The organism is Calothrix sp. 336/3 (genome assembly GCF_000734895.2).
Taxonomy (GTDB): domain Bacteria; phylum Cyanobacteriota; class Cyanobacteriia; order Cyanobacteriales; family Nostocaceae; genus 336-3.
This window is the reverse complement of sequence record NZ_CP011382.1, coordinates 5,594,880-5,606,538: the sequence shown is the minus strand read 5'-3', so window position 1 is coordinate 5,606,538 and position 11,659 is coordinate 5,594,880. Positions and strand designations below refer to the sequence as shown.

The window sequence follows — 11,659 nt, the reverse complement described above, 5'->3', positions numbered from 1 at the left end:
AATTTTCATGAATGGGTGATGAGTGGTGAATATATTACTCTTTACTTGTCATCTATTCTCCCGAAACTAGTAAATTTAATCCTAAAAATAAAGCGGCTACCGTACCTGCGACTGAGATTTCACCTTGTTGGATTTTCTGAATAATTTGATTCTTCGGGACTAAAACAATTTCTATATCTTCTGTGATATCTAAATTTTGTTGTGAAGTTTTAACGACGTTTTCAGCCAGAAATAAATGTATTTGGTTAGTATCTTTGCTAGGTTTGTCATATAAGGTGGCAATTGCTCGCAGATTCTCGGCTAAATAGCCAGTTTCTTCAAGTAATTCTCGTTGCGCGGCAGTGGCTGCGGTTTCCTGTTTCGGGTTAAAATTTCCCGCAGGCAATTCCATAAAGAACTCCCCCACAGCGTGACGATATTGTCTGACAAAAACAATTTCTTGATTGCTGGTAATTGGTAAAATGAGAGCAATTTCTGGCTTAAGATAAACGAAGTAGTCATCAATTATTTTACCATTAGGAAGTTCAATTTCATCTTGTCTGACTTGACACCAAGGATGATTGATAACCATTTGCGAGTTGAGAATTTGCCATTTTTTTGATTTTTTCATAATTTAAATAACTTTCATGAAGCTGATAGATATTTACAGATAATAGAATGAGTAAAAATAGCGATCGCCCTATGTCTATCTATCACTAACCTTGCCTGAGCTAGGGATTCATTGCTAAAATTTGATATAAATTCTGAAATTGCAAAATTTAATATATGGTTACAAATCCACAGCCTAATTATACTTCACCCCAGGAATACTTAGAAGGGGAGAAAACAAGTCAAATAAAGCATGAGTATATTGATGGTGAAGTTTATGCAATGGCGGGGGCAAGTGATGCCCATGTCACCCTCACAGGGAATCTATATATGTTACTACGAAACCATCATCGAGGTAGTGGCTCTCGTGTCTACATGGCAGATATGAAAGTGCAAGTGGAGGAAATTAATCGCTACTTTTATCCTGACGTGATGGGAACTTGTGATACTCGTGACCAAGGAACTGATTATTTTAAAAGTCATCCTTGTTTAATCATTGAGGTACTTTCAGATTCCACAGAGGGCTTTGATAGAGGTAAAAAGTTTCAAGATTATAGTTATTTACCTTCTTTGCAAGAATATGTATTAGTTTCCCAAGATAGGATGTATGTGGAGTGTTTCCGCAAAAATGAAAAGGGAAGATGGGAGCTTTTTCGATTTGCTGCCGGAGAAACAATAGAATTTGACAGTATTAATTTTCGCTGCGACATTGCAGCAATTTATGAAGAAGTAAAAATATCTTGATTATTATGTAGATATAAAATTTTATCAGCCAAATATAAATAATTTCAGATTTAATTGTGTGAGCAGCTATAAATAAATTTAGGATAAGGATGTATGCAGATTCATGTGGAAATTTTTACTGTCAATAAACGCTTTCCGTTGACGATTAGTCGGGGAACAACAGCGCAAACTAATAATATTTGGGTAAGGATTTCCCATGCAGGGATTGAAGGTTGGGGAGAAGCTTGTCCTTTTAGTATTGGTAGTCATCAACAGTCAACAGAATTAATTCAGGATGCATTACTGGGAATTGCTCCAGATTTAGCAAAATTCCAACCGTGGCAACGTCAGGAAATTGAACAATTACTATGGGAAAAAAATATTCCTTCCGGAGCGATCGCCGCCCTAGATATGGCGTTATATGATTGGTTAGGTAAGCAGGTGGGATTGCCCCTGTGGAAAATCTGGGGACTTAATTTAGCCGCGATCGCCCCCACATCGGTGACAATTGGTATCGGTTCCCCGGAAGCAGCCCAAACTAGAACCCAGGATTGGCTAGAATTTACCGATGTTCAGGTTTTAAAAGTCAAACTCGGTAATCCTGAAGGGATTCTAGCTGACAAAAAAATGTTAGAAGCAGTACGGGAGTCAGCTCCAGAATTAGAGTTATACGTAGATGCTAACGGGGGTTGGAGTCTTTCAGATGCAGTGGAAATGTGTAAATGGTTGGCAGAAATTGGGATTAAGTACGTAGAGCAACCCCTCGCAAAGGGCAAAGAAGCGGATTTACTTACCCTCAAACAACATTCCCCCCTACCGATTTTCGCCGACGAAAGCTGTTTTACCAGCAGAGATATTCCGCGATTGGTAAACTATGTAGATGGTATCAATATCAAATTGATGAAATCGGGAGGATTGACAGAAGCATACCGTATGGTACATACCGCCAAAGCCATGGGTTTACAAGTCATGTTCGGCTGTTATTCCGACAGTACCCTGTCAAATACCGCAGCTGCACACCTTGCACCCCTAGCAGATTATTTAGATTTAGATAGTCATCTGAATTTGCGAGATGATCCATTTAGCGGTGCATCTTGGCAATCGGGAAAAGTGATACCGACAGATTTACCAGGTTTGGGAGTAAATATATAGTGCGCTTGCCACTGAATCAGAAAATAGCGATTCTTCTCCATGAAGGAATTAAAACATCTCGCGGTAAAACTGGATTATCGGTTTTACGTTACAGCGAATCGCAAATAGTCGCCGTCATTGACCGGGAATCCGTGGGACAATCTTTACAAGATATAACAGGTATTAAACGAGATGTACCCATCGTTGATTCGGTGACTAACTCCTTGAAATATCAACCCCAGGTATTGGTAATTGGTATTGCTCCCAAAGGAGGTGCCATTCCCGATGACTATTGGCATGAATTAAAAGATGCAGTATCCGCCGGAATGTCCATTGTCAACGGTTTACATACACCCCTAGCCAATATGCCAGAGTTGAAAGCATTGCTCAAACCAGGGCAGATTATTTGGGATGTGCGTAAAGAGCCAGGAAATATTGGTGGTGTGGCAACAGCGATCGCCCGTACTCTTCCCTGTCGTCGTGTATTGACGGTTGGTACAGATATGGCAGTCGGCAAGATGTCTACCAGTTTAGAGCTACACTGGGCATCAAAGTTAAAAGGTAGACGCTCTAAATTCCTGGCAACGGGACAAACAGGCTTACTATTAGCAGGGGATGGTATACCCTTAGATGCCATTCGCGTTGATTTTGCCGCAGCAGCTGTGGAACAGATGGTAATGCGCTACGGTAAAACCCACGATATTTTACATATTGAGGGGCAAGGTTCCCTACTGAATCCTAGTTCTACCGCCACGTTACCATTGATACGTGGTTCCCAACCCACCCAGATGATTCTCGTTCATCGTGCAGGGCAAACAGAAGTCATCGAAGGCGTGAAAATACCACCCCTCAAGGAAGTTGTGCAGCTCTATGAAACCGTGGCAACAGCCGCCGGAGCCTTTGCTCCCGTACCTGTAGTCGGTATCGCTTTAAACACCAGCGCCCTAGATGAGACAGCAGCTAAACAGGCGATCGCCCTGGTAGAAACAGAAACTGGATTGCCTTGCACAGATGTGGTACGCTTCGGGGCAGAAATTTTGTTAGATGCAGTTATGAGTAATTGATATTAGTCCAATAATTCTTAATAAAACAAGACGCGGGAAAACGAAAAATCACAAAAGAACTTTCCGTTTCACCGCGCTATCTATCAAAATTCAAAATGTAACTTGCAACTAGGGTGCTAAAGCATTACCACGCAACAAACTAGCAATAGTCTTGGCAGTAATTTTCAGTTGTGTAATGGGGTTAGCAGGAACGACAGTTTTATAGAGATAGCTGTCAAAGGTGAGACGTTGTACATCTAAATCACCACACATTTCCACAAAGGCTTCGCGGGTGGCATCGGAACGGTAGAATACAGTTTGGAGAATATCCAAAACTTTGTAAGTCAAGCCGTACTTCTTATCCCAACGCTTAATGTAAATTTTCAAATCGGCTTCTGTGGGAATAGTCGCACCACCATTGGAGACTTCCACAATGGTTTCGGCACACATTCTGCCAGATTTCGCCGCAAAATAAATACCCTCACCGGAAGACTTGGTGACATAGCCCGCAGCATCACCAACCAAGGCAATTCTTCCTACCACTCGACGGGGACGGGGATGCTCAGGAATCGGGTGAGCTTCTACCTTGATGATTTTACCACCTTCGAGTTTCTTAGCAGCACGGGCACGAATTCCAGCTTGTAGTTGTTTAATGCTGGCTTTGTTAACGTGCATAGTACCAGTTCCCACAGCTACGTGATCGTATTTGGGGAATACCCAAGCGTAGAAGTCTGTAGAAACGTCGTCTCCCACGTACATTTCCGCCAAATCTTCGTAGTAAGCCATTTTCTCTTCGGGGATGCGGATACGCTCTTGGAAGGCGATCGCATAGTTATAATCCCCTGCATCCATTTCCTTAGCAATGCGAGAATTGGCACCATCTGCCCCAATAATCAAGTCAACCTTGAGACTTTTGGCAATACCCTGAGCGCCACCTTCTGTATGGTCTACATAATGGATAGTGTATGGGTCTTTATTATTGCCGGGAATATCTAATTTATGAACTGTGGCATTAATTAAATGAGCGCCTAATTTTGCCGCACGGTTCCGTAGGTAACTATCAAGAACCTCACGACGGCACATTCCAATATATTCGTCTTCATTTATCAGATTGATATCCACTTCCCGATTAGAAGGGGAAATCATCTTCATTTTTCGCACACGGCGGTCAATAATATCTGGTGGTAAGTCAAACTCATCTACCATGCATAAGGGAATCGCCCCGCCACATGGTTTCGCATTGTCCAGTTTCCGCTCAAAGAGATATGTTTCAATGCCAGCTTTTGCCAGAGTTTCGGCAGCACATGAACCAGCTGGACCTGAGCCAACAACAGCAACCCGTAGTGTCAAAGGTCTTCTCCCTATCTTTTTATTTACCCAAAGCATCCTATCACGGACTTTTAGCTGTTATCTCGACTTCGCAACAGGATTTGACGGAAATGCAATATTCCGTAATATTTCGCCATAAAGTATTGCTGTTTATCGATTATCTGTATAGATTACTGCCATGTTTGCTCGGTGTGAGCCTCCTTGCTGAAATAGGTGATTGAGTCAAATGACTCCAGGCAAAATCCGCGAGTCACCACCTCACCATAAAAATACGGTGATTTATCCATGAAAACTTCATCAAATCTTCAATTATCGGTATTAATGATTACAAAAAACTTGCTAAAAATTTGCATAAATCACAAATATCCGCAAATTCCACGAATTTTTTTCAAAGTTAAGTTGAAGAATGAAAATCTGAGATATTTTTGTGCGAAATTTAAAAGATAATAACTTATATACAAATAGGCATTTTATGGATTCTTTGTTTGTCAATTCCTTACTGGAAGATTTGAGAAACCCCGACGAGAATGTACGGGAACAGGCAACGAGAAAACTATGGCGTTTGTGGTTCCAACAAAAAGGTATTTATGGGCTAGAGATGATTGAACGTAGCCAAAAATTACTAGACGCAGGAGAATCAGTAGAAGCGGAAGCAATACTAACTGAATTAATTCATAATCAGCCGGATTTTGCTGAGGCTTGGAACCGCCGTGCTTTTCTTTACTACACTAGCAGTCAGTACCAAAAATCTTTAAATGATTGCGAAGAAGTCTTAAAGTTAAATCCTGTCCATTTTGGTGCTTTACATGGCATGGGATTATGTTATTTAGCTACTGGTGATTACAGTCAAGCTATTAGATGTTTTCAACGCGCTTTAGAAATTCAACCCTATTCTTTAATCAATCAACGTCTAATTCTAGAATGTACTCTCCGCATAAGTTAGCAAGTATTACAGGGTACAGTGGATGGGAAATAGTCTGAGTATGACTGTGTGTTAATTAGTTAATTTCGTCGGTTATCAGGTGATAGCAATACTACCAGTAATAATAGTAGTTGACTGTAAATATGAGTGGGAGATATTGCTGGAATTTGCCATGGCTAGATAATCAAAGTTACTAGTAATTGTATATACTATGTAGCTTTTGAAACAGTGAATTTTGTGGATGTCATCTAAGGAAAAGGGCAAACAAGGTTATCTCTTGACAGAAAAATTAACCTGAATGCCCCCTCATGATAAGTTCTATGTTTCTAGAAGATGTCTATCTTGAATAAAGACAGCTTTAACTAGACCATTTCCAATTGACGATTTCCGGCTTATCAATACCATGTTCATAGGCGTAATTACGACAATCAATTTGTAAGTTTTTGAACTTCTCCTTGGCATGAGCGCCTGCAACTTTTAATTTAGATACGCGGTCAATCACATCAATGGCAATACTGTAGCGGTCAATGTTATTGTTAATTGCCAACTCCATGGGCGTATTAATATTTCCCTTCTCCTTATAGCCACGTACGTGCATATTGTGATGATTATGACGACGATAGGCAAGACGATGAATTAGCCAAGGATAAGCATGGAAGTTAAAGATGATTGGTTGATCAAGGGTAAACAGACTATCAAAGTCGCGATCGCTCAAACCGTGGGGATGTTCTGTATCTGGCATTAACTTGAACAAGTCCACCACGTTGATAAAGCGAATCTTTAAGTCTGGAAACTCCTCTCGTAAAAGTGCGGTAGCAGCTAATGCTTCCTGGGTGGGAATATCACCAGCACAGGCAATCACAATATCAGGTTCATGTCCTTGATCGTTGCTTGCCCAATCCCAGATACCAATACCTTTGGTACAGTGTTTAATTGCCGTCTCCATATCCATGAACTGTAAATGTTCCTGCTTGTCTGAGACAATGACGTTGATATAGTTTTCACTTCGCAAGCAGTGATCGGCAACGGATAATAGGGAATTGACATCTGGTGGCAGATAAATACGCACGACATCGGGACTCTTATTCACTACTAAATCCAAGAAACCAGGATCTTGGTGGGTGAAACCATTATGATCTTGTCGCCACACAGTCGAGGTAATCAACAAGTTGAGGGAGGCAATTTTTTCTCGCCAAGACAGATGATTACAGATTTCTAACCATTTAGCGTGCTGGTTAAACATGGAATCGATCACATGGACAAATGCTTCATAGGTAGAGAAGAAACCATGTCTACCAGTGAGGAGATACCCTTCATACCAACCTTCTAGAGTATGCTCACTCAGCATTTCCATAACTCGACCGTCAGGAGATAATTCCCCACCATCCCCATCTTCTGTAAAGTATTCCGCAATCCAGAATTTTTTGCTGACTTCGTAAATTGCATTTAACTTGTTAGAAGTGGTTTCATCGGGACCAAAGACTCGGAAATTATTCAAGTTGAGAGCCATGATATCCCGGAGGAATGCACCCAGGGGCTGGGTATTTCCCACCATAATTTGTCCGGGTTTGTGGACTTCCACTGCATATTCCCGAAAATCAGGCATCCTTAAGGCTCTTTTCAGTAAACCACCATTAGCATTGGGATTAGCGCTCATCCGATGGATACCAAGGGGAGCTAACTGCTTGAGTTCCGGAATTAACCGACCGTCTGTATCAAATAACTCATCCGGTTGGTAACTTTGCATCCAATCAACTAACATTCCCAGATGCTCAGGATTATTTTGCACTCCTGATAGGGGTACTTGATGCGATCGCCAGGAACCTTCTACTTTATGTCCGTCAATTTCAGCAGGACAAGTCCAACCCTTAGGAGTGCGTAGCACAATCATCGGGAAGCGGGGACGTTTCGCCACACCACTTGTACGCGCCTCATGTTGAATTCTTTTGATTTCCAGAATACAGTGTTCCAGGGTGGCGGCGATCGCCTGGTGCATGGTTTCTGGGTCGGAACCTTCGACAAAATAGGGTATATAACCATAACCGCGAAATAGGTTCTCTAGCTCCTCATGACTAATTCGAGCCAGAATTGTCGGGTTGTTAATTTTGTAACCATTGAGATGGAGAATTGGTAACACCGCTCCATCCCGAATTGGATTGATAAACTTGTTGGAATGCCAAGCAGTGGCTAGAGGTCCTGTTTCCGACTCCCCGTCGCCAACCATCACAACACTAATCAGATGGGGATTGTCAAAAACCGTACCATAGGCATGGGATAGGCTGTAACCTAACTCACCACCCTCATGAATCGAACCTGGAGTTTCGGGAGTGCAGTGGCTACCCACCCCACCGGGAAAGGAAAACTGCTGGAAAAATTTCCGCATTCCCTCTTCATCTTCACTTTTATCTGGGTAAACCTCAGAGTAGGTTCCTTCTAAATATACCGGAGCTAAAACACCGGGCGCACCATGACCTGGACCCGCTAAGTAAATCATATCCAGGTCGTATTTTTTAATCAGTCGATTCAGGTGAATATATACAAATGATAAGCCGGGACTTGTACCCCAATGTCCTAGTAAACGTTTTTTTATATGTTCAGGTTTTAGTGGTTCTCTTAACAAGGGATTATCTCGCAGATAAATCATCCCCACTGCTAAATAATTACAAGCACGCCAGTATGCATGAATTTTCCGTAGTTCTTCAGAATTTAGAGGTGTACCCTCAATGGTGGCTCTGGCAATGCCAAATGCATTGATGGAAGCTTCTGTCTTTGGTCTGTTGGGTGTTGCAACCATATTTTCAGTGTCTCTCTAGACGTTTGACTTCAGCAAAGGATATGCAATCTCTAGTCTCAAAAAACACAATAAGCTGCATCAAAAGCGAGTTTTCCATGGCAAAAAAACCACATAATTTACTTGAGTAAATCCTTGTTTGTCCTACACTTTTGATTACAGCTATATCTGATTTGTGAGAATATTTGTGACTTTAGATAGAGGTAAAAAATTACTGAAGATACTAGACAAGTGTGATTTTTCACACAAAAGTATTAAGTAATTCTTTGTTGATATTACTACTATATCTCTGTATTCCCCAGGAGTTTTTTAGAAAGTTTTAATCTCCTGTAATTGGGAAAATCAGGTGAGATAAAGGAATAGCAGCCAAGAATATATCCGTAAAGCTAGACAAAACAGAGTTACAAGAGACAGAAAGATTGATTTTTATCCATGGGGATGGGGGTGAACTGATAATGGTGATTTTGCGGAAGCAATAGTAACAAAAAATCAAACAAGACAAGGAGGAAAATTATCAGTAATTTACCTGATTTGTTATGACTATTGGTTCTTGGTAGAGGTCAAAATCATCACAACATCACCCCTTTCCTACTCCACAAACTTGGGTCGGGCTTGATGTGTACTATTTAACTTAGTAGTCAAACCTTGCCAATTTTCCTGGGTAATCAGTGCGATCAGCTCATCCAGCTGATGACGATATTCCGAGAGCGATCGCAACAACGCATCACGGTTATACTCTGCCATCATCACCCCTAATTCTGGATTGCCTCCACCGACTCGACTCGTATCACGAAAACCAGAGCTAGCGAGCTGTTGGGCTAATTGCAGTACCTGACTTTCACCCTCTGCCATACAGCTAGCAATCAAAGCTGCACTCACCATCACAGGTAAATGGGAAATTAAACTCACAGCGCGATCGTGTTCTTCTGGCTGACAATAATAGATTTTTGCACCCAACTGTTGAACTATTCCCTCTATTACCTGGATATTCTCTGGGCGAGTTGTGGCAGTTGGTGTAATTACGTAGGGACGCTCAACAAATAAATTACGCTGCGCCGCTTCAATCCCACTATCGGCAGTTCCTGCCATGGGATGACCACCGACAAAATTTTCCCACAAAGGGTTAATCCCTTCAACAATCGGTGTTTTTACAGAACCGACATCGGTAATTATCACATTCCTGCCTAAAGAAGTAATTAATTGTCTCGCAGTGGGAATAATAAGTCCTAACGGCGTGCAAATAAATACAACGTCTGTCTTCCCTAGTAGGCTTAAATCCACCGATGCTGTATCCACACAACCCATGGCTACAGCCTTGGTACAAGTCGATTCTCGGCGACTGACTCCCAAAACCTCATATCCGTAGGTTTTCAAATCTAAACCTAAGGAACCACCAATTAAACCTAAGCCCACAATCCCAATTTTCATGTTTAGCTCACATTTATTTGTATATGTCAAGGATTACAGAATAAACCCCAAACCCATATCAACTGATTATTGTTAACAAAATCACGAACCATCTACCACTACCGAATTTTTGAGGTAGCTTGCATGACTGAAGAGGAATTATTAGAAAAATACGCGATTGGCTATCGAGATTTCAGTCACATAGACTTCTCTGAAGCTAATCTCAGTGGGGCAAAACTAGATGATGCGAATTTTCGTCATGGAAATTTTAGTATTGCCAATCTCAGTGGAACACATTTCAATGGTGCGGACTTCAGTTATGGAAAATTAAATGTTGCTCGCTTAAGTGGTGCTTACCTTTGTCAAGCGAAGTTAAATCGTACAAGTTTAAACGTTGCTAACCTAATTCGAGCAGATTTGAGTCGCACACAAATGCGTGGAGCCTCTTTAATTAGAGCTGAATTAATTCGGGCAGATTTAAGTCGGGCAGATTTATTGGCTGCCAATTTAAAAGGTGCAGATTTACGAGAAGCAACCCTACGTCATGCCATACTCCAACAAGCAAATTTATCAGAAGTGAATTTGCGCGATAGTTTCTTAACGGGAGCAAATTTACAACAGGCAAATTTAACTAATGCGGATTTAAGTCGTAGTGATTTAAGTAGTGCTAATTTTCGAGAAGCGGAGTTACGACAAACTAATCTCACCCATGCTAATTTGAGCGGAGCTAATTTAAGTGGTGCGAATCTCCGTTGGGCAGATTTGAGTGGTGCAAATCTCCGTTGGGCAGATTTAAGTGGGGCTAAATTAAGTGGAGCAAATTTAATTGGGGCAGACTTAAGCCATGCGAATTTAACTAATGCGAGTTTAGTGCATGCGGATTTAACGGAAGCAAGATTAATCAAAGCGGAATGGGTGGGAGCGGATTTATCGGGGGCAACCCTGACGGGGGCAAAACTCTACTCAACATCTAGATTTGGCTTAAAAACCGATAATATTACCTGTGAATGGGTGGATTTAAGCCCCGCAGGCGATCGCAAAATTATCCAAAACTTCACCTCGGAAGATGCTCGTGATTTTTTCAATGAAACCCCCCCCACCATTAGGATTATTGTCGATCGCTCCCTTGATCATGAAGCCCACTTCGCGATCGCTGGTGCTTACTACCAAATTGCCCAACAATACCGCTCTCTCCAACAACCCCCAACCATGGAAATTGGGCGACGACGCACTGTTTTAACTTTTCGCATCGAAAATGATGCCAGCTTGTTTGCCCTTGCCTATTTAGTTATCCTACCCTTTAGAGATGCCAATTCCACTCAGAAAAACATTCAGAAAGTTCTGACAATGATTAATCATGAAGATATGGATATTCTAGAACCAAAGCTTTTACAGCAATTAAATCATCTTGTGGCAACCGCTCAAGATAATGCTGTGATGATTAAAAAGTTAAAAAGTACTTTAAAAATAACCACAAAAATTAAATTTTTCCACGCTCCTACCCAAATTATTCTCACTAATTCCAACGCTCATAATCTCATCATTCATGATCACCCACACTTCGGTAAAAGATTTATCGAGGAGAGTGACAATAAATCGGATAAATATGCTGAAAGTACAATGGAAATAGCAAAAGTTTATATGCCTTCACGTAATATGATTATCGATTTCCTCAAAGGATTCCATTACATGAAGTAAAACAAATTATTTGGCTCTCAGATAAAA

Annotated in this window: 9 protein-coding genes; 5 read left to right on the top strand and 4 right to left on the bottom strand. The window is 41.3% G+C overall.

Features of this window, described 5'->3' with window-relative positions; all coding sequences use genetic code 11:
- Nucleotides 1-52 precede the first annotated feature (52 nt).
- On the bottom strand, nucleotides 53-610 hold the full coding sequence (locus IJ00_RS23355) for an NUDIX hydrolase (protein WP_035157281.1): 558 nt from the start codon (nucleotides 608-610) through the stop codon (nucleotides 53-55).
- Between the two features lie 155 nt (nucleotides 611-765).
- On the opposite strand from IJ00_RS23355, the gene IJ00_RS23350 reads away from it, so the two are divergent.
- The 3 genes from IJ00_RS23350 to IJ00_RS23340 all read left to right on the top strand — a co-directional run bounded on the left by IJ00_RS23350 (nucleotide 766) and on the right by IJ00_RS23340 (nucleotide 3,506).
- The gene (locus IJ00_RS23350) at nucleotides 766-1,332 is read left to right on the top strand and encodes a Uma2 family endonuclease (RefSeq protein ID WP_035157277.1); all 567 of its coding nucleotides are present in this window, start codon (nucleotides 766-768) and stop codon (nucleotides 1,330-1,332) included.
- A 93-nt stretch (nucleotides 1,333-1,425) separates the two neighbouring features.
- On the top strand, nucleotides 1,426-2,463 hold the full coding sequence (locus IJ00_RS23345; RefSeq protein WP_035157274.1) for a dipeptide epimerase: 1,038 nt from the start codon (nucleotides 1,426-1,428) through the stop codon (nucleotides 2,461-2,463).
- Entirely contained in the window at nucleotides 2,463-3,506 is a 1,044-nt protein-coding gene (locus IJ00_RS23340; protein WP_035157271.1) for a DUF1611 domain-containing protein, read from the top strand. Before IJ00_RS23345 ends, IJ00_RS23340 begins: the two co-directional genes overlap by 1 nt.
- Nucleotides 3,507-3,614: 108 nt before the next feature.
- Here IJ00_RS23340 and chlP read toward each other — a convergent pair whose 3' ends face one another.
- Entirely contained in the window at nucleotides 3,615-4,835 is a 1,221-nt protein-coding gene (chlP, locus tag IJ00_RS23335) for a geranylgeranyl reductase (protein ID WP_035157270.1), read from the bottom strand.
- Between the two features lie 451 nt (nucleotides 4,836-5,286).
- On the opposite strand from chlP, the gene IJ00_RS23330 reads away from it, so the two are divergent.
- The gene (locus tag IJ00_RS23330) at nucleotides 5,287-5,757 is read left to right on the top strand and encodes a tetratricopeptide repeat protein (protein ID WP_035159515.1); all 471 of its coding nucleotides are present in this window, start codon (nucleotides 5,287-5,289) and stop codon (nucleotides 5,755-5,757) included.
- A 337-nt stretch (nucleotides 5,758-6,094) separates the two neighbouring features.
- On the opposite strand, the gene IJ00_RS23325 is transcribed toward IJ00_RS23330, so the two are convergent.
- Complete coding sequence (locus IJ00_RS23325) at nucleotides 6,095-8,530, bottom strand: phosphoketolase (protein ID WP_035157267.1); 2,436 nt, start codon at nucleotides 8,528-8,530, stop codon at nucleotides 6,095-6,097.
- Between the two features lie 585 nt (nucleotides 8,531-9,115).
- A complete protein-coding gene (locus tag IJ00_RS23320; protein ID WP_035157265.1) occupies nucleotides 9,116-9,955 on the bottom strand; it encodes a prephenate/arogenate dehydrogenase in 840 nt (279 codons plus the stop codon).
- A gap of 123 nt (nucleotides 9,956-10,078) precedes the next feature.
- Between IJ00_RS23320 and IJ00_RS23315 the strand changes: the two genes are divergently transcribed.
- Nucleotides 10,079-11,632 (top strand): pentapeptide repeat-containing protein, encoded by a 1,554-nt coding sequence (locus tag IJ00_RS23315; protein WP_035157264.1) that lies wholly within the window; start codon nucleotides 10,079-10,081, stop codon nucleotides 11,630-11,632.
- Nucleotides 11,633-11,659: the final 27 nt, after the last annotated feature.

Bases quoted from the DNA above. Each gene is read 5' to 3' on its own strand.
- IJ00_RS23355 (WP_035157281.1), bottom strand. From the start codon at position 610: ATGAAAAAATCAAAAAAATGGCAAATTCTCAACTCGCAAATGGTTATC.
- IJ00_RS23350 (WP_035157277.1), top strand. From the start codon at position 766: ATGGTTACAAATCCACAGCCTAATTATACTTCACCCCAGGAATACTTA.
- IJ00_RS23345 (WP_035157274.1), top strand. From the start codon at position 1,426: ATGCAGATTCATGTGGAAATTTTTACTGTCAATAAACGCTTTCCGTTG.
- IJ00_RS23330 (WP_035159515.1), top strand. From the start codon at position 5,287: ATGGATTCTTTGTTTGTCAATTCCTTACTGGAAGATTTGAGAAACCCC.
- IJ00_RS23325 (WP_035157267.1), bottom strand. From the start codon at position 8,530: ATGGTTGCAACACCCAACAGACCAAAGACAGAAGCTTCCATCAATGCA.
- IJ00_RS23320 (WP_035157265.1), bottom strand. From the start codon at position 9,955: ATGAAAATTGGGATTGTGGGCTTAGGTTTAATTGGTGGTTCCTTAGGT.
- IJ00_RS23315 (WP_035157264.1), top strand. From the start codon at position 10,079: ATGACTGAAGAGGAATTATTAGAAAAATACGCGATTGGCTATCGAGAT.